Raw genomic sequence first — 25,171 nt, forward strand, 5'->3', positions numbered from 1 at the left:
CCCAACGGGTAGTGGTATTGAGCATGTTGTGACATGAAAAATTTGTTTGACGTGTATGGAAGGTATTCAATTATAGGATACATTTTCGCAAAAAAGGGGAAGGGGAAGAATGAACATGAGCCTTAGTTTTATTTATGGGAACGAGCATTTTAATGGGGAGTTTTGTAGGTAGTCTAGGTTCAAAGATACTAGATGAGAGCCAAATTAATATTGTGTATGCAATTTTAGCTACGATTGCAGCCTTTATGATGTTTGTACCGAAAAAGAACCGTGAGGATATATCATTAGAGGCACTTACTTATAATAAATGGTTAGCTAGTGCATTAGCATTTTTAGTCGGGGCATCTGCGGGAATTGTTGGAGCTGGAGGAGCATTTCTATTAGTACCAATTATGCTCGTTATTCTCAAACTTCCTACGCGTGTAACAATCGCAACTTCATTAGTGATTACCTTTATTTCATCTATAGGTATTATGATTGGAAAAATTACGACTGGACAAGTTGTGGTACTTCCTTCTATTATTATTGCTATCGCAAGTCTACTTGCTTCGCCTATCGGAGCGAGTATAGGTGAAAAAATGAATCAAAAAGTATTACAGTGGATATTAGCGATATTAATTGTCGCAACATCGGTTAAAATATGGATACAGTAGAATAAAGTGAAATGAAGAATAAAAAACATAAAAAAAATCAGCCCTACCTCCATAGGGCTGATTTTTTTATTCATTATCATTCGATGTTGTTTCTGTCTCACCATTATTATTGCTTTCGTTATTGCTGTTGCTATCCTCGGAGTTGAGAGTACTATCGTTATTGTTGTTGCTGTCCTCGGAGTTGAGAGTACTATCGTTATTGCTGTTGTTGTCCTCGGAATCTGCTTCTTTTACTTTCTCGGAACTCTCTTTTTTCTTGCTCTCTTTTTGGCCTTTCTGTGAGTCAGTTGTTTTATACTCAGATAGCCCAAGATGAGTACGAAGTTGATTTGTTAGATCTGTTACATCTTTTTCTTCAGGTACATAGTAGTATGTACCACCGCTACCCGGACGACCACATTCATCATCACCAGCTGACATATAACAATCTTTACCGGTAATTTGTAATTTTTCAATTGAAGAATCTGAACCGTATTTATAGAATGACAACATCTCATCAAATGTTAAGTTCGTAACAAATTGTCCGTTAATATCATCAATAATAGTTCCTACTTTTGTAACAGAGTCAAGACTTGTTAGTTTTTTGAGAATGGCTTCGATAACAAGTTGTTGACGTTGTCCACGCATTGCATCACTATCAATATGGCGTGTTCTAGCAAGGGCAAGTGCTTCTTCACCGTTTAATTCTTGTACCCCTTTTTTGAGGTGGATTGCACCAGCATTATCGTTGCTATCTTGTTCAGTAAATTCTACAGGTACATCAACTTCAATGCCGTCTAAGTCATCAACAATTTTCATAAATGATTTAAAGTTGAATTTTACGAAGTAATCGACAGGGACGTGAAGTAATTTTTCAACTGCATCAATACTAGCCTGTGGTCCACCATCTTTACCATTTTTGGCAGAACCGTATGAATGTGCATGTGTAATTTTATCGTTCTTTTTTTCTACTGGAATATAAGTATATGTGTCTCGTGGAATGCTTAAAAGTTTAACGGTTTTACTATCTTTATTAAAAGTTGCAAGTAACATTGCATCTGTCCGTACAGCACCACCGTATTTTTTGCCACGTACGTCGCTTTCATCAACACCCATTATTAATACAGATACATTATTAGAAATAGGTTTAACTGCTTTATCACGTAAGTCAGACTTATCGCCACGCTCTAAATCGTGAGCGGCATTTCGAACGGCAGAGGATGCTTTATTTACTAAAAACCATGTATAGCCGCCTCCTACTATAAAAAATAATAAAAGGATACTTATAATGATTTTGGTCTTTTTCTTACCTGTTTTCTTATTATTTCGTGTATTTTGTTGCAAAAGTGGGTTTTGCTCCATTTCATATACTCCTTCATTTGGATTGAAATACGACACTCATACCAACTAATTATAATGAATCCTAGCGAAAAAAGACATTACAAATCATTAACAATTCGTAAAAATTCAAAATATTTTATGAAAAGTCAGATTTTTCGACTTCATTTGAAGGGGAATTAAGGAAATATGAGTAATGAAACACACATAATTCATTCTATTGGAAGTTTCGACATATAAGCCGCGGCTATGGATAACAAAAGGTGACCTATACTCGTTTTCTCTCTTTGTTTTCACTATGTCTGGGCAGGAAAAGGATCTGACCACTTCTATGCATGGCCGGATGCTCTCTCCCACCTAAAAAGAAGGGTTTTATGTCGGTTTTTTAATTTGTATTTATATAGAAATACGTGCTATGAGAAAATAGTAGGGAAGTATGATTTGTTGAAATATGTTCAAGAGAGCGATTACTTGGTACTTTATTGGTCTTATATAATAAAGTAGAACGATGTCAATGTGCCCGTTTAATCGGGATAAAATATAAAGTAGGCAAATAAAGGAGAGAGACAGCATGAATGGTACAACATTCCAAGCGATGCTTGTAAATGAAAGAGAAGGAAATCAATTTGAACGAAGTATTGTAGAGAGAAGTATAAGTGACCTACCAGAAGGAGAAGTATGTATTCGTGTTCATTACTCCTCATTAAATTATAAAGATGCACTTTCAGCAACAGGGAATAAAGGGGTTACAAGAAAATATCCGCATACACCAGGGATTGATGCAGCGGGTGAAGTTGTTAGTAGTACAGATGCTTCCTTAGAGCAAGGCGATCAAGTCATTGTAACGGGATATGATTTAGGAATGAATACATCTGGTGGATTTGGCCAATATATTCGTGTGCCAGCATCATGGGTCGTTCCTTTACCTGAAGGACTTTCACTAAAAGAAAGTATGATGTATGGAACGGCAGGTTTTACGGCTGCCTTATCTGTGTATAAGTTAATGGCATCAGGTGTTACACCAGAGCAGGGGAAAGTTCTTGTCACAGGAGCGACAGGTGGAGTTGGTAGCGTTGCTGTTAGCATTTTAGCCAAGCTAGGATATGAAATTGTGGCGGCAACTGGAAAACAAGACGAGAAGGATATGCTGCGTCAGTTAGGTGCAAAAGAAGTAATCAATCGTGATCAAATCAATGACCAATCTGGAAAACCGATGTTAAAGGGCGTATATGCGGGTGTGATTGATACTGTTGGTGGAAATACATTGGCAACGGCCCTTAAAGTTGTTCAATACGGAGGTAGTGTGACAACATGTGGTAACGTTGCGGGACATGAGCTTGCAACATCTGTCTATCCATTTATTTTACGCGGTATTAACTTGCTCGGGATAGATTCTGTGCAATGTTCGATGACAGTAAGAAAGCAAGTTTGGTTATTATTAGCGGAAGAATGGAAAAATCCAGAGTTATTACGTTATACAGTAGAATGTAAGTTAGAAGGATTAGATGAAAAGATTGAACATATATTACAAGGGAAATTAAAAGGGAGAACGATTGTAAATCTATCATAAAGATTATGTTTATTAATTGTATAGTAGTAGATTTTGTTGTTAATTAAATATTAAATAGAGGGGAGAAAAGACGACCTTATAAAAGGTCGTCTTTTCTTACTATAGTGTTTGCTTTAATACTACTTTTCCTTTTTCACCTAAAACAGCATCTGCAATATTTACAGCGTGGTCACCAATACGCTCTAAGTTACTTACCATATCAACATAGATGATACTTGCATCGCCTGAACAGCTACGTTCATTTAGACGCATGACATGACGTTTACGTAGAACACGTTCCATTTGATCAATTTTACGTTCTTTCGTAATTACAGTTTGTGCAAGTTCTACATCGAAGTTTGTTAAAGCTACAATTGCATCTTGTAACGTAGATGTTGTTAATTCAAGCATTTCATTTAATTCTGCCATTGCTATATCTGATAGTGAAGCACGATTAGATATCTGGAAGTCCACAAGTTCTACTAGGTTTTCTACATGATCACCGATACGTTCAATATCACCGACAACGCCTGCTAATACAGATTGTTTTTCAGAATCAACGGATGATAGTGGTTTTGCTGAAAGAGACACTAAATACTCTGTAATTTTTTTATCTAAATTGTTAATGGCTCCTTCTAATTGAGCAACCATATCGGCATGTTTCTTTTGTTTTGTATTTAAAAATTGATTTGCTTCTTTTAGTCCGTGTAATGAGAATTCCGCCATGCGTACAATTTCTTTTTGTGCTTCTGTTAAAGCAATGGCAGGAGATTGTTCAATGAAAATTGGGTTGAGATGTTGCGGCTTGAAGTCAATTGCTGCATCTTCCCCGCGTATGATTTTTGTTACAATCCATGCTAAAACAGCGATGAACGGGAACTGAATAACTGCATTAGTTACGTTAAATGTTCCATGTGCAAAAGCAATTGTCATTTCTGGATTTAAGTTTAAGGATTGCTGGAAATAAGTAATTAAGTTTGTAAATGGAACTAATAAAATGGTAAAGATAATGGTTCCAACAATATTAAAGATAACGTGAACTAATGCTGCACGTCTTGCTGCGATAGAAGTACCAATTGCTGCTAAGACAGCAGTAATTGTTGTTCCAATATTATCACCAAATAATACAGGCAGGGCAGCTTTTAAATCGATTGCCCCTTGACCAAATAGTTCCTGCAAGATTCCGATTGTTGCACTTGAACTTTGTACAATTAAAGTAAATATTGTACCAACGATGACCCCTAGAATTGGACTGTCGCTCATGCTTACCGTTAATTCCTGGAATGATTCTAGAGAACGTAGTGGTTTCATACCAGTGCTCATTAATTCTAAACCAAAGAATAACATACCGAATCCGAATATTACTTGACCTAGAGATTGTACTTTTTTATTTTTAAAGAAGAATAATAGGATAGCTCCAACTGCCATAACAGGAAGCGCATATTCTCCGATTTTGATTCCGATAATAAATGCTGTAACAGTTGTCCCGATGTTAGCACCCATAATAACACCAATGGCTTGTCTAAGTGTCATAAATCCAGCACTTACAAGTCCGACTGTTAAAGCGGTTGTTCCCGAACTAGATTGAATGAGTACGGTAACTAACATACCAGCTAATACGCCCATAAGTGGGTTTGTTGTAAAGCGATCAAGGATATCACGAAGGCGATCACCTGCTGCTTGTTGCAGTCCATCTCCCATGTACTTAATCCCGAATAAGAAAATACCTAATCCACCAATAAATTGGAAGATCATATCTTGAACATTAAATTCCACGTATTCCACTCCTTAAATTTCATGTACGGTGTAATTATTAACTAAACGTTGGGGTACTGTAAACGGTTTATTGATAAAATTTACACTAATTTTACAAATGGATAAAAAGTTTACATTTGTGTAAAGGAATCACTGGATTTAATTGGTTTTAATATTGTATGTAGGGTTTTATTGTAAAGAAACCACATTTTATTTAAAAGTTCTTTTCGTAGTGTTTATTATCCATGTATATGGAAGTAAGTGAAAAAAATATTAATATTCATCAGAAAAATGGTAAAATAAGTTAGGGAGAACAATACTACATAAGTGGGGATGGTAATGAATAAATTGGGGAAATATGCAATGCTGTTAGTTATTTTATGCGGAGTAGGCTTAGCAGGTTGTAATTCTGAAAAACAACAGGCTGATACAAAAGTAACGAAGGAAGATCAATTTGAAGAAGTTCCCGTACAGGCATCTATTACTGCTAAAGAGCCAATGGAGATAGATTTAAAACATAAAATTGATCCTGGAACAGTGACATCTGAATCTGTTTATGTGATGGATGAAGAAAACGCGAAAGTAGAAAGTAAGCTGAAAATAAATGGAACAAAGCTCATTATCGAGCCGCTGAATAAAGAGAAACAACAAGGTACATATACTGCATTTGTAACAAGTAAAGTGAAAGCAGCAGATGGCTCTGAAATTGGAAAACCGTTGAAAGTAGTTTTTAAAGTGAAAGAAGATCAAAAGGAAAGTGCTGCTGAACAAACAGAAAAGAAAAATGAACCCCAAGTAAATGAAAATGTACAAAAAGAAGTGGACAGTACAAAAGATTTTACATCGTATAATGGAGTGTGGACAGATTCAGACGACTATTGTGGAAATGGGGTTTTTGCCACAATACAGTTTAGTGAAAAAAATGTAGCGAGAGTTCAATTAGGTGCGCAAATGCATGCTCAAAAATCGAGGAATTGTGAAAATGCTAAGCCTGATGGAGCACAGGAAGGAGCTATTGTTACATTTGACAACAATGGAGTTGGAACATTCTCATTTACAAATATAAGAAGTAATGTATTGCAAAAGGCAACAATTCAATTAGCTGGAAATAAGGTTCTGTTAACGACAAAAGTTGTTGCTTCTGGAGAATATGGATCTGAGACATATTTTGGAGATAATGTAACAACAAAATTAAAGTATCATCGTGATAAATAAGAACATGAAAAAGCTGCTGGTTCATCCAGCAGCTTTTTCATGTTCTTTATCCATCCGCTTTTGCTTTCGTACATTTGTAATGTAAATAAAGAGAAAAGCGATAAGTAAAACAGACGAATAACGATATACAGTGGCATAGTCAGTAAAGTGTGCGATAAATCCAAAGATAATTGCCCCGGCCCCAATGCCAAGGTCAAATACGGAAAAGAATGTTGCTGTTGCAACGCCGCGGCGATGTGGTGCGACGCGGTCAATCATCCATGCTTGCAGTGCAGGTTGGATCGCGCCAAATCCGCTTCCGTAACAGCTTGCGGCAAGAATTAAACTTGGTATTGTCGTTGTATATGACAGAAGAATAATCCCTGCGAATGTCAGGATAACGCCAGGAATAATAACAAATGTGTGACCTTTTGCATCGTATAGTTTTCCAGAGAATGGACGTGTTACGGCAATTGCAAGTGCGTTAAATAAAAAGAAAAGGCTAATATCAGCAATGCCAACCTGTGTAGCGAATAACGTGATAAAGCTACCGATCCCCCCGTACATTAATGTGATACACAATATTAATAATGAAGGAAGTAAAGCTTTTTTCTCAATAAATCCATCTAAAAATGATTCTTGTGTATGCTGAATTGGTTTTGCGGTTGCTTGAATCGTCAGTAGTTTTGTTAATATTAATGAGACAACTGTGCAGGATAGGGCACATAAAAAAAGAATTGTAAAATTGTACGTTTGCATAAGCCATAGTCCAATGAGGGGACCTAGCGCCATCGCTATCGTTCCGGATAATCCGAAATATCCCATTCCTTCACCACGGCGGGCAGCTGGAATTAAATCGGAGACAACGGTTCCATATGTAGTGGTTGTAATACCAAAACCGGTTCCATGTAAAATACGAACGGCGAGAAGAAGAAAGACAGTTGAGGCAAAAAGATAGCTACCCATGGCGAGTAAACAAATGGCAGTTCCAATCATTAAAATCATTTTTTTACTGTATTTTTGTAGTACATTTCCTGTTAATGGTCGAATAATGAGTGCTGCTACAGTAAACATCCCAACAACAAATCCAATGTTTGAACTTGTGCCACCAATCTCTTTTACATAAACAGGCAAAGTTGGAATTAACATTTGAAACCCCAAAAACATACATAAATTTGCTAGAATAAGAGCCATAAACTCTTTTGTCCATAACGGTTCTCGCTTTACGAGCACTGCTTCTCCCATATATTCAGCCCCTATTTATTTTTTCTTTGTTCTCTCGAGTATATGTATTGGTCAATGTAACAGTCAAGAAAGCTGAATTGAAATGACGTAACAATTTTTCGACGAAAAAATTTACAAATTTATGAAACAACTACGGATTTAGATCGGAAAATTGTATTAGAAGAGCCTCATTTCTATCGTGGGGATGTGTCTGAATATATGATCCGTTCAACACAAAGCCGTGTGAAATATAAAAAAGAAGATTTTAAACCGCATAATACAAGAGCGATTAAACGTGGTGATATTCTCATTGATAATGAGCAGTATGGGCAGTATAAAGGTGAATTACAAATTGCCTTAAAAGATATGGTTAATACGGGAAAAACGAATGTGGTCGGTCGTGTAATTGAAGAAGAGATTTTCCTGCTAGATTATTTACAGGCTTGGGATAAATTTGGATTTACGTTAAAGAAATAGTCTCTATAATAAATCCATTTTAATTTTTCGACATATAAGCCGCGGCTATGGATAACAAAAGGTGACCTGCACTCGTTTTCTCTCTTTGTTTTCACTATGTCTGGGCAGGAAAAGGAACTGACCGCTTCTATGCATGGCCGGATGCTCTCTCCCATCTAAAAAGAAGGGTTTTATGGCGGTTTTTTAATTTGTATTTATATAAATAGAAACAAAGCTGCCTATGAAGGCAGCTTTGTTTCTTATTCATATCGTAAACATTCAATTGGATCAAGCTTCGCAGCTTTGTTCGCTGGAAGTAAACCGAATAGAATACCGATTAGCATAGATAATGCTACGGAAGTAAGACCTAATTTTACTGAAACAACAAGTGGCCATCCGGCGAACATTGCCACAATCCAAGCAAAGAAGATACCGAGCATGAATCCAATGAAACCACCTAGAGCAGTTAAGATACAAGACTCAATTAAGAATTGCAGTAATACTTTTCCGCGCGTTGCACCAAGTGCTTTACGGATACCGATTTCACGTGTGCGTTCGGTTACAGATACAAGCATGATATTCATAACACCAATACCACCAACTAATAGTGAAATTGCTGCGATACCACCGAACACACTTTTTAAGATGCCTGTAAATCCATCGATTTCTTTTAAGGCGTCTTGTGGATCGGGAACGCTGAATTTTCCTACGTGTTCTGGTTTTTTCATATCATTCAGTTTTGCTACAACTGCTTTTTGAACGGTTTGTTTATCATGGCCAGAAGCGGTTTTTACTGTAATACCGTCGTAATTATTTTTTCCAAATAATACTGGCCAGTTCTCTGCAGAAATTGCACCTTCTTTAAAGTCCATACCACCCATCATTGCTTTAGTAGAATAGACACCGACTACTTTATAGGGAGTACCTTTTATATCTACATATAAGTTTGGTTCCCAAGAAGAGAATAATTTATCGAATGCATCTTTGTTTAATACAATGGTATGTTCAGGTTTATCTAAGTCTGAAGCTGTTAAAAAATTTCCATGCTCTAACTGAATATTAGCTTCATCGTTGAAATAATCGCCTTTAATGCCTTTAAGGTCGACATCAAGTTCTTTTTTTCCAGCATAAATTTTTTCTTTAGATGAAACGTTTGGATATACGTCTTTTACGCCGGGAGTTTTTAAGACACTTTCATACATGCTTCCAGAGATTTTTCCATCCATATCAGAATAGTCGTCTGTTCGATAATTGACTTGAAACTCATCTTGCTTTTCTTTTCCAATTTGTTCACGGAACTTTGCGTTTGTTCCATCACCGATAGAGATAATGGTAATAATTGCACTGACTCCAATAATAATCCCAAGCATCGTTAAAACTGAACGCATTTTATGAGCGAAGATGGAGGATAGGGCCATGCGTATATTTTCACTTGTGTTCAAAATTAACCTCTCCAATCTTGGACGATAATTCCGTCACGAATTACAATTTGGCGTGCTGCCGCTTCCCCGATTTCACGATCATGGGTAATCATAATGATTGTTGAGCCTTGTTTGTTTAATTCGTAAAAGAGATCCATAATTTGTTTACTTGTTTTTGTGTCTAATGCACCGGTTGGTTCATCCGCTAAAATGAACTTTGGATTATTAACAATCGCACGAGCGACCGCAACACGTTGCTTTTGACCACCTGATAATTCATTTGGCAGGTGAGTTGCACGATCTGCCAGACCTACTTTTGTTAACGCGGCTAATGCACGCTCACGTCGTTCTTTTTTATCGATCCCAGCGTAAATAAGCGGTAATTCAACATTTTGCAGTGCTGTTAAACGAGGGAGTAGCATAAAGTTTTGGAATACAAATCCAATTTCTTTATTTCGAATATGTGCGAGTTCCGTTTCAGACATGCTAGAAATGTTTTGCCCAGCTAATGAGTAGGTGCCAGTTGTTGGTTTATCTAGGCAACCAATGATATTCATTAATGTCGATTTACCTGAACCAGATGGACCCATAATGGAAGTGAATTCACCTTGGTTAAGTGTTACATCAATACCGTGTAAGATTTGAACTGTTTCTTCACCGTTTTGAAAGGATTTCGTGATGTCTTTTAAATCAATCATTCTACGACAACCTCCATACCATCTTTTAAGTCTTTTTCTGGTTTAGAGATGATTTGGTCACCTTTCTTTACGCCAGTAACTTTTGCTTCGCCATCTGTTTCAAATTCAACTGTAACTGCTTGTTCTTTTGCTTTACCGTCTTTAATGATGAATACAACATTTTTATCACCTTTTTTCACGATACTGCTTTTCGGAACGACTGTACCACTTGCTTCACCTGACTTGCTTGTTACATATACGTGGAAACCAGTTTGTAATTCTTCATTGTTATCTAATGTAACGATAAATTGATAGTTAGATACTGTTTTGTTCTCATCCACGCTCTTTAATGGAGTTGTACTGATTTCTGTTACTTTACCTGTCCATGTTTTACCTGCTACCGTTTTTGATGTAACAGTTACTTCTTGCCCTATTTTTACTTGCGCTAATTCATATTCAGATAGTTGTCCTTTTACTTTTAATGGACCAGCAGTGCGAAGTGTAATACCACTCATACCAGTTTTTTCATCCATACCTTTTGTGATATCTTCAACTACGCCATCAACTGGGCTTGTTACAGCAAGTGTATTTAATTTTTCGTTATTTGCTTGAATCATTTGTGTTGCTTTTTCTACTTCGAATTTTTTCATTTCAAGCTGCGCTTCTTGCCCTTGAATCTCAGATTCAGTTGCTTTTAGCATTTCTTGTGGAGAACCAGCATTCTTATCTTTTTGCAATTTTTGCTTCGCTGCATCAATTTGTTTTTTTAGTAATGCTACTTCTTTTTCAGCTAACTTTTTTTGCATCTCTGCTTCCGTTACGCCTAACTTAATTGAAGGGTCATTATATTTAAATAGCAGTTGTCCTTTTTCTACTGTATCGCCTTTTTTAACAGAAAGTTCATATGTTCCTTTTGATGGATCAAACGCAATGGTTTCTGTTCCGTTTGGAATCACTTCACCGCCAAATTTTTGTGCGTTTTGTATGCTTTTTTCTGTCACTTTATAACCGCTGTATGCCATAGCTACGTCAGAACCACCACCTGCAAAAGCAAAATACGATCCTGCTGCGATTCCGATTGTTACTAAACCAGTAAGTAATACTTTATTTTTCTTTTTCATTTATCTCTCACCTTTTCGTTCGTTTTAGTATCTGTTTCTAAGTATAGGAGAGAGAGAGAATATGACAAATCGTTTTAACTTACAATAACATTACAATTTTGTAAGGTTGAGATGTTACGATATATATAGATGAAAAGCAGATTACTTGACGGTCTTTTTCTTTCTTACAATAATGTTGTATGTAGCAAAGGAGGAAAGAGAGTGGACAATTATTTTAGTGCTTTTCCAATAAAGTCATTTGTTCCATATTCGAAACAACATGTAATTATACTTCTTCTTATCGGTATAGGAGCTTATTTTCTTTATCATTGTCAGGGTATACTCCGCGAGCAGCAATGGAATATAATGATTCGATATACAATTGCCTTTCTTTTTATAGGAAGTGAAATTGGACTTGATGTGTGGCAAGTGAAGGCTGGAATTTTTCAGTTAAGTACATCATTGCCATTTGAGTTGTGTACGATTAGTTTATTATTAGCAACAATTATGATGTTAACAAAAAGTTATCGAATCTATGAGATTGTTTTTTTTACAGGTATTATTGGGGCATCACAAGCAATTTTAACGCCAAATTTACAATATGCTTTCCCGCATTTTCGCTTCATAGAATATTTCATCGCACATGTATTACTCATTTGGGCACCACTCTTTATGACGTGGGTGGAAGGGTATCGCCCTACTTTTCAATCGATTAAACGTACGATGATCTTTTTAAATATAATCATACCGATTGTGTCGATTGGGAATTACATGACTGGCGGTAATTATATGTTTTTGGCACATAAACTAGAAACAGCATCATTGCTTGATGTGTTAGGGCCTCATCCGTATTATATTATTTCACTTGAAATCGTTGCATTTATGGGATGCTTGCTATTATATATGCCATTTGCGAGAAAAGAAACGAATATACAAAAAGAATCACTAGGCTCATAGTCTAGTGATTCTTTTTGCACAGAAAATATTTACAATTCTGAAAATTATTTATAGAATAAATTTATGGGGAGGGAAGGGGAGAATGTCTAAAAGGATCGTAGTTCATAGTTTTGAAGTTTTGTTACAATTATTTCTATCTATTATAGGTATCATTTGCGTAGGAGCTTTACCAGGGTTATTTCAAGGTTTGCAAATGAATGTTTCTAATTATATACAGACACTAAAACAACTAGGTGTGGGACTATTACATATTTCATCATTAACGTATATTCCGATTACACAGAGTAAACACCCAAAGCCACGCGACTTATTTCCACAATTGTTTGTACACTATAAAGAGACAATGATTGTCTTTTTAGCTTCATTTTTTATTTCACTGATTGTCGCTTTTGTCATTGTATACATTTTATTACGAAGTAACGAAAAGTTCCAAAAAAGAATCAAATCTTTTCTACTATTGTTAGAGTCTATTCCAGATATTTTACTGATTATCGGTTCTCAGCTCTTTGTTATTTGGATTTTTCAACAAACGGGTATTTTAGCAGTAAATATTGCAGGGGTGGGCGGGAAATCTGTAATTGGTTTGCCAATTATATGTTTAAGTTTACCCACTACCATCATGTTTGTTAAATTGCTAATGCTGCGCTTTGATACGGAATTGGAAAAAGATTATGTGCTATTTGCAAAAGCAAAAGGACTAGATACATTTTATATTTTAAATCATCATGTTTTGCGAAATGTATTATTAAGTACGTTATATTTTGCAAAAACAAATATTTGGTTTATGTTATCCAATCTATATATTATTGAGTATTTGTTTAACACGCTTGGTATTTTTATATTCATCAGAGAGCATCCGACAGTTGAAATATTTACGGTAAGTTTACTGTTACTGTATATACCAATTTTCATTATCTTTAAGTTAGCTCATTATTTTGTTCCTGCTTCCATAAAGGAGGCGAAATAAGATGTGGTCATTCTTAAAGCGCGATAAGCGTTTTTGGTTCGGTCTTCTATTCTTGGTAAGTATAGTTCTAGCTAGCATTGGAAATACAATATGGAACAACGGAGAGATTCGCAGAGTATCTATTTTGTATGATTATGATGGAAAAGGTGGTGTACTAGCAGCTCCTTTTCCACCATCATGGCAATTTTGGTTAGGGACGGATCGAAAAGGATATGATTTATTGCACTTAATTGTAGAAGGTGGGAAATGGACGATTGGCATTGCTCTTCTTATTGCGTTGTTGCGTGTTCTGTTTGGTATCCTTTTTGGTGTCCTTTTAGGGACGTATGTAAAACGTGGCTTTGCAAAAATAGAAGCGTTTTTTGATAGTTTTACAGTCATTCCGATGGTTATGATTGCCTATTTTATGTTGCGGAGTGCAATTGTGTTTGGAAATGGTGAAATGACATCTTCTTTTTATGAACGAGCATCGTTTGAAGTTATTTTATTGACAGTTCTTGCAGTGCCAACACTTGCAATTTATGTAGCAAATGAAGTACGGAAATTATTTACAGAAGAATTTATTGATGCTGCAAGAATACTTGGGGGGAGTAAACGACATATTGTCTTCAAACATATATTTCCTCATTTGTATACAAGCTTTGTTATTGTCTTTATCCAACAATTTGTACAAACGCTTATTATTTTATTACATTTAGGAATGCTTGGTTTATTTTTTGGTGGGACAATTGTTTTTTATGGTGAGGATATAGATTCTGTTACTCATGAATGGTCTGGTTTAATTGGGGCGTATTTTAGATCTTTAACGGTTCATCCATGGATTCCTCTTGTACCCATTATGTTTTTTGGTTTAACCATTTTTTCAGGGAATATCATGGTGCTAAGCATACAGCAAGCAATGGCGAAGGCTAGATTGGGAGAAGGAGTAAAGACAGAGAAGATAGAGGAAACAAAGTCTTTATCCCAGCCGAAAGAAGATTTATTTACGTTTAAGCATACTATATAAATACAAATTAAAAAACCGACATAAAACCCTTCTTTTTAGGTGGGAGAGAGCATCCGGCCATGCATAGAAGCAGTCAGATCTTTTTCCTGCCCCAGACACAGTGAAAACAAAGAGAGAAAACGAGTGCAGGTCACCTTTTGATCCATAGCCGCGAAGGTAGTAGTGGTAAAAGAGGCTGGTCGCACATTAAAAGAAGCACTCATTCTTGTACGAATGAGTGCTTCTTCACTTTATTTTGTAGAAACTTCACCTTTTATCTGTGTCTGTGGTAGGAAGTAACCGATAATACCGCCAACGATTGCTGGAACAATCCACCCAATTCCTAATTTGTAAAAGGGAATTGTACTTACGATAGATGAAATAGCAGCTGGCATCATTCCTACATTATCAAGTGCGTGAATGCAGCTAATGATAAATGCCGCAACCATTGCACCGATGTATACAGATGGTTTACATCTCGTATATCTATCAATAAATGATACGAAAATTAAGATGATTGTAATCGGATAGAGAATAATTAACACAGGTAATGTAATTTTGAGTAATAAGCTTAATCCTAGGTTTGAAACGATAAAACTAAAGATACAAACATATAATACGAGTTTTTTATAAGAAACATTTTTCAATATACTTGTGAAATAGTTAGCGAAAGCACTGACTACACCAATAGCTGTCGTCAAGCAAGCAAATATAATGGCGATGCTGAGTAGAATATTACCGCTTGTCCCAAATAACTGATACATCACAGTTGCTAACAGCTGTCCGCCGTTTTCAAATTGTCCTAGGTTTCCGCTTGATGCCCCGATATATCCGAGTAAGAAATAAACGATTGTTAAGAAGAGAGCAGCAATGCTTCCGCAAATAATCGTATATTTTGCAATTGCCGTTTTTTCTTGTACACCATTTTGACGAATGGCATTGACGACAATGGTTGATAAAACGAGAGCACCGATTGCATCTAATGTTAAAAACCCTTCTAAAAATCCTTTGAAAAATGGAATCTCTTTATAATCACCAACGGGAGTTACAAACGAACCTGCTGGGGAAATAATGGCTTTTGTTGCCATAATAGCAATGATTCCAAGTAAGATTGGCGTTAATATTTTTCCGATATGATCAACTAATTTGGATGGGTTTAATGATAAGAAGTAAACAACCGTAAAGAAAATAAAGCTAAAAAGTAACATGGAATACCATTGTTCTTGGAAAAGTGGTGCGATTCCAATTTCATATGAAACAGATCCAGTTCGTGGAATAACAAATAGTGGTCCGATTGAAAGATAGATAATAATGGCTAATACTGCTGCAAATTTTGGATGAACACGACTTGCTAGATTTTTGAAACTACCACCTGCAAGAGCGACAGCAACAATTGCTAATAATGACAACCCTACATCCGTAATAATAAAACCTGAAATAGAAATCCACATATTTTCCCCTGAAGAAAGCCCAAGAAGAGGCGGGAAAATCATATTACCAGCACCGAAGAAAACCGCAAATAGCAATAAGCTAATCGAGAGAATTTGCGATGGCTTTAAAGTTGTGCGCATATATAGAAAATCCTCCTAAACATCATTTTGTCGAAAATTCAAATAATTTGTCGAGTAACTGTTTTAATTTTAAAGGTCTGATGATTAGAAAGCAACAGGAAATTTTAAATTATTTAAAAATTAATGCGTTAAGTTGAATAATTATACTTTTTGTATGTCCCTAATCTATGGTGACATTTTTGATCGTTAAACTACTTGGGAAAACACAAATTAACCAAATTATACCATTCAACTTTATTTCTGCTCTTGTTTTAGGAAACTTCGTAGGGGATGCTGTTTATAATAAAGAGGCCCATGTGGGGAGAATCATATTTGTGGTTACAGAAAGAGTTAAAGATGCAAAAAACGGATTTGAAAGAAGTTTGCTATGCGGATTGGACAAAAGGGGAACACCTTTTTATTCGAAGATATTAGTAAAAAAATATGCACATATCCTTTTGATATGTGCATACAAAATAGTTAAAAATAAATTTGTCTGTCTCGTTCTTCTTTTAATATTTCAACAGCTTCACGGAAACGTTGGGAATGAACAATTTCACGTTCTCGTAAAAAGCGTAAACTATCATTTATATCAGGGTCATCTGACAGGTTGATAAGCCATTGATAGGTTGCTCTCGCTTTCTCTTCTGCTGCGATATCTTCATATAAATCTGCGATTGGATCTCCTTTTGCCTGTATGTATGTTGCTGTAAACGGAACGCCCCCTGCGTTGTGATAAAATAATGCACTATCATGATTGGCGTACTGAGCATCAAGTCCAGCTGCTTTCATTTGTTCCGGTGTTGCGTCTTTTGTTAATTTATAAATCATTGTTGCAATCATTTCAAGGTGTGCAAATTCTTCTGTTCCGATGTCTGTCAATAAACCAATGACTTGGTCTGGAATCGTATAGCGTTGGTTTAAATAACGGAGGGCAGCAGCTAATTCTCCATCTGCACCGCCATATTGCTCAACTAATAATTTTGCGAGTGCTGGATTACAAGTACTGACTTTTACAGGGTATTGCAATTTTTTTTCATATATCCACATATTGTATCTCCTTTATATTTGCCATGGCCAAGGACCTTTGCTCCAGTCCCATGGAGCGTTAGAGTAGCTATTTCCATACTGCTGAAGTGGACCATATTTCTCCTCGATTTGTTGTTTTAATAATCTACGTTTATAGGAAAAATCATTAAATTGTTTAATAGCAGTAACATCATCTGGATGTGTGTCTAAATAAAGAGTAAGCTCGATTAATACAAAATCAAGTTCTTGCAGTTCTTCCATCCATGTATAAAATTCATCTGGCAATGTTTGAGCCACGATTGTTCTCACCGCCCTTTCTTATATGGATTTTCGTAATAATCATAAAAAGCAGGCCATAAAGTGCCTTTCTTTAATGCTTCTTTTGGTGGGAATTGTGGCAAATTTGGTGGTTGAAATCCCATATATAAATGAGGAGGAGTTGAGTAATATTTCTTTCCAATGGGAGGGCAAGGATCTTTTGGACTATGGTACGGTGTGTATGATTTCATAAATTTATCCATGATATAAACCTCCTTTGTAAAGTGAAATTTTGATCAGTGAGGGGGATTACTGCCCGCGAATAGCGGATAAAACGATATCACTATGTATTGTATTCAGACATAATTGCCATTTATGACTCATATAGAAAAACTAATAGGGACAAGGGGGAGAATATGTGGATAACATTAAAAACTCTATTGTATTAGAGGTACGAAATTTGAAGGAAACACTATATTTTTATGAAGGTGTATTAGGGCTTGAGCCTAGTATGAAGCGTCCACAATTAGATGTACCTGGAGTATGGTACGATATCGGCTCAATAAGGATTTGTTTTATAGTAAATAAGAAAAGAAGAGATGTATCTGATGAAACATTATCGACGCAAATAGAATTAAATTTACCGTTTTGTGATCTGGAAAAGGTCCAGAAAAAGTTAGAATTCTATCGTGTGGCATATAAAGAAATAGCAGATGACCATGAGGAGAAAAAATCTATCATTGTGTATGATCCAGATCAATATAGGCTTCAAATTGATTCATCAGTTAGAAGGAAAGAAAGTAGTTAAAATTCCCGCTCTGTACATACAAGCATGTTTCACAAATATAAATAATAAGGAATGTATGTTGCAAGGGGGCGTAATAGAATGGACCGAACGTATGAAGAAAGTGCGTTGTTTGAACATAAATTTTGGTTGAAGGTTTTAGGTGATCATGCACAGTTTATGGCAGATGCACTAGCTCCAAAAGAAACGGAAGATATTCAAACAGCGATGGGATTTGTGCAAACCTTTGATAGGTTTTTACGTAATATTCACACTGTTGATTTGGTTAACTTTGCGAAAGAGGCAAAAGAAGTAGCAGAGAAGTTTAGAGAATTTAAGCTGAGTATATTAAGAAAGCAGTTAGAAAGAAAAGTTGTTATAAATTTTACATCGATATTTCTCAATCATATGGTGAATGAATTGGAAGAGTACATAATCGTACTAGAATATTTAATAAAAGCAGAAGTACCACCTGTTTTCCATGAATTACATTATCACCTCGTTTGGTTAACGGATGCAGCGGGGCATGCTGGTGCAATAACAAGCAAGTTAGACCTTGTTGAAAAACGTTTGAAAGAGAAGAGTGAAGAGTATGAAAAGCATTTTGAGCAATTTTACTTAAAAGCTGTGGAAATGACCGGTTATTTGCGGACAGAACTACACTCTTTTCCGGCTTTAAAAAAATTTACAAAAGATGTTTCATTAGAACTGACATTATTTTCGCGGTTTCTTCATGAATTGGAGGAGTTAGAGTTATCTGAGCAAATATTAGGTACATTATCTGGAAGAATGGCAGATCATATGGCAAGAGAAGAATGTTATTATTTATTGAAATTAGCGCAGGCTTCTGGATTGGAAATACCAAAGTGTAATCCGCTTTAAGAATACACAAAAAGCCGCAATTATGTGGCTTTTTGTGTATTTGTTTTTTCTTTTTTCTTGATTGTTTGTTGTTTTACTTGTTCAATGCTAGCATTTAATGTTTCCATAATATTTATAATATCTTTTGGATGGGACATGATTTCAGTCTCTTGTTGTTTTTCAATTTTTTCTTCAATAAAATCAAGAAGGGCTTCTCGATATTCATCTGTATATTCTTCAGGAACAAAGGGAGTTGTAAGGTGATGAATTAAGTTCATTGCTGTAACTACTTCTTGTTTTTGGAGTGGTGTCTCTTCGTTCTTAGGGAGATTTGGAATGTCTCTTATGTTTCGTATTTCATCTGGATAGTGAATAGTTTGTAGAATGAGTCCTTCTTGAAAACTACGAATAATAGCTAAATGTGTTTTTTTGCGAACGGAAATATGAACAAGTCCAAGTTTGTTTGTTCGTTCAAGTGCTTCTTTTAGCAATAAATATGCCTTTTCTGAACCTGATGTAGGACCGATAAAGTAAGAACGGTCGAAAAAAATAGAGTCAATTTCATCGTTTTGAACAAAAGAAAGAATACGAATTGCTCTTGGTTCAAGTGCTTTTTGTAGATCAGCTAATTCTTTATCTTCCAAGATAATATATTTATGTGGCTCGTATTCATAAGCTTTTACAATATCTTCTTCATTAATGTCATCATCCGAACAGTCAGGAGCAATCTTTTTATATTTAATCGGAGTAAGGCATTCCTTATGAAGGTGTAGAAACTTAATATCTTTTTCTTCTACAGCACTATATAATTTGATGCCAATTTTTAATAAACCAAGTGAGAGAGAGCCTTTCCATATTGTATGCATATGAGTTTCCTCCTTATAGAAAGAAGATGGATATATGTATTATATGGATGTAAGAAAACCTCTATTCATTCTTCCACTTTTCGTATAGTATTTCTCTCTTCTTAGGGGATGCTAGAAAGTGAATGTGGAAAAGGAGGAATAATAAATGCAATTAGCTACACATGAATTACGAGACTTAAGTGAATTGATTATGGGCTGTTACAACACGATTAATACAATGGCTACCTACATTCAACAAGCGCAGGAACTTGAATTAAAGCAGATGTTACAGCAGCACTTTCCGCTTCATGTACAGGCCTATAATTTAAAAGTGGGATTTGTACAAAGTGAGTCGACTCCAAATATTTCACAGTTTCAGCCCTCAAAATTAAATCCAATATTAGCTTCTTTTACACAAGCATCTGTCCGAGAATACCCATCAATTACACCAAGTATGGCTGCACAGCCGGCCAATGATCGATCAATTGCTACAGGTTATTTATTACATCAAAAATCTTCGGCATTAAATTATGCGGGCTCTTTATTAGAATTTGCAAACCCAGATTTAAGAACAGTTTTGGAAATCTCATTTTTAAATAGTAGTCGACATGCTTATGATATTTGGCAGTATATGGTGAAGAAAGGATATTATCCGCTATCACCAGCACCGCAATCTGAAATACAAGCGATAGCAAGTATCTATCAGCCGTTACAATAAAGCGAAGGGTTTTACGGGTAAGTTTATCTTCCTCCTAACTTCTTCGATTCCTATTGAACTTTGAGGTGGAGGTATTACTGCCCACAAATAGCGGGATAAATAGAAAAGGATTGACAAGTTCTATCAAATATTTTAAGGTTATTTTATAAAATTGCGTATATAAAGGGGAGTAACTTATTACAATAAAGTCGTCATTACAGGGAGAAACCCTCGGCTTTATTGGCAACAATTTTGTTGTTAGTGAGACCTTTACCAGCAATGGTAAGGGCCCCTTATTGTCTTTTTAGGACCTTTACCATGTTTGGTAAAGGTCCTTTCTGTATATAGAAAAAGGAGAGGTTCTCAATGAAAAAGTTTATCAACCGATTTCGATTCATGCTTCAGTTTCGTCGATTTGGCCCATTTTTATATGACTTTTTTACATCAAAAGAAGTCGCTGTTCAGAAGAAAATCATATCAATTGGTCTTCTAATTGGATATGTAGTATTTCCATTTGATATAATTCCAGATTTTCTTTTCTTATTTGGTGTGCTAGATGATATTGCGGTCATTACGTTTATCTTACAGCAAATTGTGAAAATCGCACCGCCTCACCTACAAGAAAAATATAAATTGAACAAAGGATAGGAGTTAACAAATGGAACAGTTTATTTTAGATGTGATTGAATATTTAAAGCAGTTTTCTTATTTTGGTGTCGTTCTAGCATTAACATTTGAATTTATTCCGGCAGAAATTGTATTGCCACTTGTTGGGTACTGGGTGTATGAAGGTGATATGAATTTTTGGCTAGCAGTATTAGCAGGGACAATCGGAGGAACGACAGGACCATTAACACTATATGCTCTTGGTTATTATGGTGGTCGTCCTTTATTAATCAAATATGGGAAATACTTTTTTATAAAAGAAGAACAAATTCAAAAGGCAGACGATTTTTTTGGGAAATATGGCCCGATTGTAGCATTTGCTGGGAGATTTGTCCCAGGAGTTCGTACACTTATATCCGTTCCATGCGGAATGGCAAAAATGAATATTTGGCAGTTTAGTATTTACACATTTTTAGCGATGCTACCTTTAACGACTATATATGTATATGTAGGTATGAAGCTTGGACCTCATTGGAACAAAGCAGGTGCGATGGTAGAACAATATATGTTACCAATGCTAGGAGTAGTTTGTATTGTTGTAGTGGGAATTTTAATCTATAAATTTGTGAAAAAGAGAAATAAAGCAGAGTCTATGTGAAAATATATAAATACAAATTAAAAAACCGACATAAAACCCTTCTTTTTAGGCGGGAGAGAGCATCCGGCCATGCATAGAAGCGGGTCAGATCCTTTTCCTGCCCAGACATAGTGAAAACAAAGAGAGAAAACGAGTGCAGGTCATCTTTTGTTATCCATAGCTGCGGCTTATATGTCGAAAAATTAAAATGGATTTATATAGATGAATTATACATGGAAAATATGGTTTACACATTAGCTATAAAGTTTATCCCGCTATTTGTGGGCAGTAATACCCCCACCGCGAAATTCGGCAGGAAGCAAAGAAGTTAAGTGTGGGATAAAGAAAACTTCACTGATCAAAGTTTCATTCTATACCATTCTTCGCCATGAAGGGGAATTCACTTTATGTTAGAATAAACATAGATGAAAAACTAAAGGAGCGAATTACGTGGAACAGAAAAAGATAAAAAGAATCCTTGAATATATATGGATCGCCGTAGTGCTTCTCGTTGGATATTACTTTTTGAAAGAAAAAAGCATATGGGTTCTTTTTCTTATGACATTTTTATTAGCTGGACTAGGAACGTTGTTTATTAACTTTTTCTTTGAGAGTATGAATGCTTGGAAGAAGAAAAAGGAAGAAGCAAAACGATAAAGAAGGATGAATATGCAGAAGTGGAAACTGGCATATCAACTTGTTGTGATAATAATTGTAATCACAACAAATTGTGAACTATGCTTCATCACTCGGAGATTGGGCCTGGTTTACAGCTTGCATCGGCATACTTTTCATTCTACAAACGGTAACAGGAAAAGAAACACGAACGTAAGGAAGCTCGCCAATGTGGCGAGCTTTTTCTTTAGGCTTCTTTTTTCTCATCGGTATTTTTTTCGGTAAGTAAATGGCTATTGCGTCTAGAATAGAAGAAATAGACGCATAGTCCAATTGCAAGCCAGACAGCAAAGCTTTTCCATGTTGTTGCAGAAAGGTTAATCATTAAATATATACAACAACAGATTGCAACGATTGGTAATACGGGTACGAATGGAGCGCGGAAACCTCGCTGTAAATTTGGATGTGTTTTTCGTAAAATAAGTACAGCGAAGCAAACGAATGAAAAGGCGGTTAGTGTACCGATATTTACTAAATTCGCAAGCAAATGTAGATCTAGTAAGCCTGCTAATAATGCGGCTGCAATCCCAGTAATCCATGTGTTTAATAACGGTATTTTTACTCTTTGATTGACGCGTGCCAATGCTTTTGGAAGGAGACCATCCCGGCTCATCGCGTAGGAAACGCGAACTTGTCCATACATAACGACTAAAATAACGGTCGTCATTCCGGTCATTGCTCCGACGGCTAATAAACCAGCAATTGTATCTTCACCAACAAACTGAAGAGCAAAAGCAACTGGGTCCGAAACATCTAACTGCGTATAAGGAACCATCCCTGTTAACACAAAGGATACAATCATATACAAGACAGTACAGATGAGAAGGGAACCGATAATACCAATCGGTAAATCACGCTGTGGCTTTTTCGTTTCTTCAGCGGCTGTTGCAATGGCATCAAAGCCTAAGAAAGCAAAGAAGACTGTCGCTGCACCTGTAATGATTCCATCATATCCAAATGGTAAAAACGGTGTCCAGTTTTCTGGTTTTACATATTTGGCACCTGCTACGATAAAGGCAATAATTACCGCTAATTTAATTAATACCATTACGTTATTAATGCGAGCGCTTTCGCGGATTCCGCGGCTAAGAAGTAGTGTAATAAAAAGTAAAATACATACAGCTGGTAAATCAATTATTCCCCCCTTTCCCATACCGGGGGCCGAGGCAATGATGGCGGGTAGATGAATGTTAAAACCATGCAGCAATGATTGCAAATACCCTGACCAGCCAACAGCTACCGCTGCAACGGCTAGCAAGTATTCAAGCATTAAACACCAGCCAACAATGAACGCAACAATTTCTCCAACTGTCATATACGCATACGTGTAAACGCTTCCGGAAATAGGGATGGAGGAAGCGAATTCTGCATAACAGAAGGCAACACAAGCACAAGTAAACGCAGCAATCAGAAAGGATAACATAATACCCGGACCAGAATGCTTAGCAGCTACGATCCCTGTTAAAACGAAAATGCCTGTCCCAATTACAGCTCCAATGCCTAAAAAGGTTAAATCTAATGCAGTTAATGTTCTTTGCAGCTGCCGTGATGATTCAGTCGTCAACGGTTTTTTTCGTAATAATGATTTCACATGGACTCTCCTCTCTCCTGATCAATCGCCACACCTGCGAATTATAATATGAGTCCATTACAAAATAGTATGTAAGTGAATAGAGGTACAGTTGTGTATTGTTTTAAAAATATAGGATTGCTGTAATAATTTTAATATAATTCAGAATATTTTGTCAAATAAAATTATAACAAATAAAATCATACTTTTAAGGAAAAACTATCTTCAGGAATAAAAGCACTTTTAAAAGTAGGAGAAGATATTATGCTGTTTTATTTTGAACTTGTCGTTATCTTACTTTGTACGAAGTTGGCTGGTGATATTAGCGTTAAACTTGGTCAGCCATCTGTATTAGGTAAATTAATTATCGGAATTATTATCGGTCCCGCTGTCTTTGGAATTATTAATAGTTCAGAGCTTATTGATGAACTAAGTGAAATTGGTGTATTGTTACTAATGTTTATTGCGGGGCTGGAGACCGATTTAGAGGAATTAAATCGTAATCTGAAATCTTCGTTTGCGGTAGCGGTAGGCGGTATCATTTTTCCATTTTCCGGCGGGTATCTTGCAGGTTTAGCCTTTGGAATGCTACAATCGCATGCGATTTTTCTAGGGCTACTCCTTTGTGCTACTTCTGTGAGTATCTCTGTTCAAACATTGCGAGACTTAGGAAAAATGAACACGAGGGAAAGTACAACAATTTTAGGAGCTGCTGTTTTTGATGACATCATTGTTGTCATTTTGTTAGCATTTGTGATGAGTTTTTTAGGTACACAAGATGTAAATCTCACACTTGTGATTGCAAAGAAAATCATCTTTTTTGTCAGCATTGTTCTGATTGGCTGGAAGGGTGTTCCGTTTATTATGAGAATGTTGTCACCACTTCGCGTATCAGAAGCATTAATTAGTGCCGCACTAATCATTTGTTTCTCATTTGCGTATTATAGCGAGGCTATGGGGATTGCTGGGATTATTGGGGCGTTTGCAGCAGGAATCGCTATTTCACAAACGACATATAAGCATGAGGTAGAACATAAAATAGAGCCTATTGCTTACGCAATTTTCGTGCCAGTCTTTTTTGTTAGCATCGGTATGGAAATTACGTTTCAAGGAATCGGGGATCAAATATGGTTTATTGTCATTATGACTATTATTGCGATACTGACAAAATTAATTGGATCTGGTTTAGGAGCACGATTAACCGGTTTCAGTATACAGTCTTCTATTAGTATTGGCGCTGGTATGGTATCGAGGGGAGAGGTGGCCTTAATCATAGCTTCCAATGGACTTGCAGCGAATATGCTAGCGAAGGAAAATTTTACATCTATTGTCATCGTTGTTATTTTAACGACAATTATTACACCGCCGCTATTGAAGAAATATTTTGTATAAAAGAAAGGAGCT

Annotated in this window: 24 protein-coding genes and 3 pseudogenes; 15 read left to right on the plus strand and 12 right to left on the minus strand. The window is 36.1% G+C overall.

Translation table 11 applies throughout. The features are described 5' to 3' along the window. Positions 1–122: 122 nt before the first annotated feature. Positions 123–653 (plus strand): annotated as a pseudogene (locus QRE67_RS04355) (sulfite exporter TauE/SafE family protein); the annotation flags it as partial. Between the two features lie 66 nt (positions 654–719). On the opposite strand, the gene QRE67_RS04360 reads toward QRE67_RS04355, so the two are convergent. Then, positions 720–1,994: an LCP family protein gene (locus tag QRE67_RS04360; RefSeq protein WP_286123697.1), complete on the minus strand. Its 1,275-nt coding sequence runs from the start codon at positions 1,992–1,994 to the stop codon at positions 720–722. Between the two features lie 547 nt (positions 1,995–2,541). Between QRE67_RS04360 and QRE67_RS04365 the strand changes: the two genes are divergently transcribed. Beyond that, positions 2,542–3,540 (plus strand): YhdH/YhfP family quinone oxidoreductase, encoded by a 999-nt coding sequence (locus QRE67_RS04365; RefSeq protein WP_286123698.1) that lies wholly within the window; start codon positions 2,542–2,544, stop codon positions 3,538–3,540. 99 nt (positions 3,541–3,639) lie between these two features. Here the strand turns inward: QRE67_RS04365 and QRE67_RS04370 are convergent, their stop codons facing one another. Further along, a complete protein-coding gene (locus tag QRE67_RS04370) occupies positions 3,640–5,295 on the minus strand; it encodes a Na/Pi cotransporter family protein (protein ID WP_286123699.1) in 1,656 nt (551 codons plus the stop codon). Between the two features lie 318 nt (positions 5,296–5,613). Between QRE67_RS04370 and QRE67_RS04375 the strand changes: the two genes are divergently transcribed. Then, complete coding sequence (locus tag QRE67_RS04375; RefSeq protein WP_286123700.1) at positions 5,614–6,489, plus strand: Ig-like domain-containing protein; 876 nt, start codon at positions 5,614–5,616, stop codon at positions 6,487–6,489. A gap of 21 nt (positions 6,490–6,510) precedes the next feature. Here QRE67_RS04375 and QRE67_RS04380 read toward each other — a convergent pair whose 3' ends face one another. Continuing rightward, positions 6,511–7,713, minus strand: a complete 1,203-nt coding sequence (locus tag QRE67_RS04380) for an MFS transporter (protein WP_286123701.1) — start codon at positions 7,711–7,713, stop codon at positions 6,511–6,513. 120 nt (positions 7,714–7,833) lie between these two features. On the opposite strand from QRE67_RS04380, the pseudogene QRE67_RS04385 reads away from it, so the two are divergent. Continuing rightward, positions 7,834–8,169, plus strand: a pseudogene (locus QRE67_RS04385) (phospho-sugar glycosidase domain-containing protein); the annotation flags it as partial. A gap of 239 nt (positions 8,170–8,408) precedes the next feature. Here the strand turns inward: QRE67_RS04385 and QRE67_RS04390 are convergent. The 3 genes from QRE67_RS04390 to QRE67_RS04400 are packed head-to-tail and all read right to left on the minus strand — an operon-like array spanning position 8,409 to position 11,367. Continuing rightward, positions 8,409–9,566: an ABC transporter permease gene (locus tag QRE67_RS04390; RefSeq protein WP_483298698.1), complete on the minus strand. Its 1,158-nt coding sequence runs from the start codon at positions 9,564–9,566 to the stop codon at positions 8,409–8,411. 26 nt (positions 9,567–9,592) lie between these two features. Beyond that, on the minus strand, positions 9,593–10,267 hold the full coding sequence (locus QRE67_RS04395) for an ABC transporter ATP-binding protein (protein ID WP_286123703.1): 675 nt from the start codon (positions 10,265–10,267) through the stop codon (positions 9,593–9,595). Continuing rightward, positions 10,264–11,367: an efflux RND transporter periplasmic adaptor subunit gene (locus QRE67_RS04400; protein WP_286123704.1), complete on the minus strand. Its 1,104-nt coding sequence runs from the start codon at positions 11,365–11,367 to the stop codon at positions 10,264–10,266. The genes QRE67_RS04395 and QRE67_RS04400 overlap by 4 nt, the downstream gene beginning before the upstream one ends. Positions 11,368–11,568: 201 nt before the next feature. Between QRE67_RS04400 and QRE67_RS04405 the strand changes: the two genes are divergently transcribed. The 3 genes from QRE67_RS04405 (at position 11,569) to QRE67_RS04415 (ending at position 14,276) form a co-directional block, all read left to right on the plus strand. Continuing rightward, positions 11,569–12,303: a YwaF family protein gene (locus QRE67_RS04405; protein ID WP_286123705.1), complete on the plus strand. Its 735-nt coding sequence runs from the start codon at positions 11,569–11,571 to the stop codon at positions 12,301–12,303. Positions 12,304–12,385: 82 nt separating this feature from the next. Continuing rightward, positions 12,386–13,270: an ABC transporter permease subunit gene (locus QRE67_RS04410; protein WP_286123706.1), complete on the plus strand. Its 885-nt coding sequence runs from the start codon at positions 12,386–12,388 to the stop codon at positions 13,268–13,270. 1 nt (position 13,271) lies between these two features. Next, positions 13,272–14,276, plus strand: a complete 1,005-nt coding sequence (locus QRE67_RS04415) for an ABC transporter permease (protein WP_286123707.1) — start codon at positions 13,272–13,274, stop codon at positions 14,274–14,276. A 230-nt stretch (positions 14,277–14,506) separates the two neighbouring features. Here the strand turns inward: QRE67_RS04415 and brnQ2 are convergent, their stop codons facing one another. Continuing rightward, positions 14,507–15,826 carry a branched-chain amino acid transport system II carrier protein BrnQ2 gene (gene brnQ2, locus QRE67_RS04420; protein ID WP_286123708.1) on the minus strand — a complete coding sequence of 440 codons (1,320 nt, stop codon included), beginning with the start codon at positions 15,824–15,826 and terminating at the stop codon, positions 14,507–14,509. A 167-nt stretch (positions 15,827–15,993) separates the two neighbouring features. On the opposite strand from brnQ2, the pseudogene QRE67_RS04425 reads away from it, so the two are divergent. After that, positions 15,994–16,140: pseudogene (locus tag QRE67_RS04425) on the plus strand (DUF421 domain-containing protein); the annotation flags it as partial. Positions 16,141–16,285: 145 nt separating this feature from the next. Here QRE67_RS04425 and cotJC read toward each other — a convergent pair. The 3 genes from cotJC to QRE67_RS04440 are packed head-to-tail and all read right to left on the minus strand — an operon-like array spanning position 16,286 to position 17,355. Then, positions 16,286–16,855 carry a spore coat protein CotJC gene (gene cotJC, locus QRE67_RS04430; protein ID WP_286123709.1) on the minus strand — a complete coding sequence of 190 codons (570 nt, stop codon included), beginning with the start codon at positions 16,853–16,855 and terminating at the stop codon, positions 16,286–16,288. A 12-nt stretch (positions 16,856–16,867) separates the two neighbouring features. Then, entirely contained in the window at positions 16,868–17,131 is a 264-nt protein-coding gene (locus QRE67_RS04435; protein WP_286123710.1) for a spore coat protein CotJB, read from the minus strand. An 8-nt stretch (positions 17,132–17,139) separates the two neighbouring features. Beyond that, entirely contained in the window at positions 17,140–17,355 is a 216-nt protein-coding gene (locus tag QRE67_RS04440) for a spore coat associated protein CotJA (RefSeq protein WP_286123711.1), read from the minus strand. A gap of 155 nt (positions 17,356–17,510) precedes the next feature. On the opposite strand from QRE67_RS04440, the gene QRE67_RS04445 reads away from it, so the two are divergent. Both QRE67_RS04445 and QRE67_RS04450 read left to right on the plus strand, forming a co-directional pair. Continuing rightward, positions 17,511–17,900: a VOC family protein gene (locus QRE67_RS04445; RefSeq protein ID WP_286123712.1), complete on the plus strand. Its 390-nt coding sequence runs from the start codon at positions 17,511–17,513 to the stop codon at positions 17,898–17,900. 78 nt (positions 17,901–17,978) lie between these two features. Further along, the gene (locus tag QRE67_RS04450) at positions 17,979–18,758 is read left to right on the plus strand and encodes a DUF2935 domain-containing protein (RefSeq protein ID WP_286123713.1); all 780 of its coding nucleotides are present in this window, start codon (positions 17,979–17,981) and stop codon (positions 18,756–18,758) included. Positions 18,759–18,778: 20 nt separating this feature from the next. Here QRE67_RS04450 and ku read toward each other — a convergent pair whose 3' ends face one another. Beyond that, complete coding sequence (ku, locus tag QRE67_RS04455) at positions 18,779–19,603, minus strand: non-homologous end joining protein Ku (protein ID WP_286123714.1); 825 nt, start codon at positions 19,601–19,603, stop codon at positions 18,779–18,781. 145 nt (positions 19,604–19,748) lie between these two features. On the opposite strand from ku, the gene QRE67_RS04460 reads away from it, so the two are divergent. The 4 genes from QRE67_RS04460 to QRE67_RS04475 all read left to right on the plus strand — a co-directional run bounded on the left by QRE67_RS04460 (position 19,749) and on the right by QRE67_RS04475 (position 22,179). Further along, positions 19,749–20,300, plus strand: coding sequence for a spore coat protein (locus QRE67_RS04460; RefSeq protein ID WP_286123715.1), 552 nt, complete (start codon positions 19,749–19,751; stop codon positions 20,298–20,300). A 345-nt stretch (positions 20,301–20,645) separates the two neighbouring features. After that, entirely contained in the window at positions 20,646–20,927 is a 282-nt protein-coding gene (locus tag QRE67_RS04465; RefSeq protein ID WP_286123716.1) for a YkvA family protein, read from the plus strand. Positions 20,928–20,937: 10 nt separating this feature from the next. Beyond that, positions 20,938–21,543: a DedA family protein gene (locus QRE67_RS04470; RefSeq protein ID WP_286123717.1), complete on the plus strand. Its 606-nt coding sequence runs from the start codon at positions 20,938–20,940 to the stop codon at positions 21,541–21,543. 429 nt (positions 21,544–21,972) lie between these two features. Then, positions 21,973–22,179, plus strand: coding sequence for a hypothetical protein (locus tag QRE67_RS04475; RefSeq protein WP_286123718.1), 207 nt, complete (start codon positions 21,973–21,975; stop codon positions 22,177–22,179). A 205-nt stretch (positions 22,180–22,384) separates the two neighbouring features. On the opposite strand, the gene bcaP is transcribed toward QRE67_RS04475, so the two are convergent. Further along, on the minus strand, positions 22,385–23,788 hold the full coding sequence (gene bcaP / locus QRE67_RS04480) for a branched-chain amino acid transporter BcaP (RefSeq protein ID WP_286123719.1): 1,404 nt from the start codon (positions 23,786–23,788) through the stop codon (positions 22,385–22,387). A 243-nt stretch (positions 23,789–24,031) separates the two neighbouring features. Between bcaP and QRE67_RS04485 the strand changes: the two genes are divergently transcribed. Further along, positions 24,032–25,159 (plus strand): cation:proton antiporter, encoded by a 1,128-nt coding sequence (locus QRE67_RS04485; RefSeq protein ID WP_286123720.1) that lies wholly within the window; start codon positions 24,032–24,034, stop codon positions 25,157–25,159. Positions 25,160–25,171: the final 12 nt, after the last annotated feature.

Origin of the sequence: Bacillus sp. DX3.1, assembly GCF_030292155.1 — a bacterium.
Lineage (GTDB): Bacteria > Bacillota > Bacilli > Bacillales > Bacillaceae_G > Bacillus_A.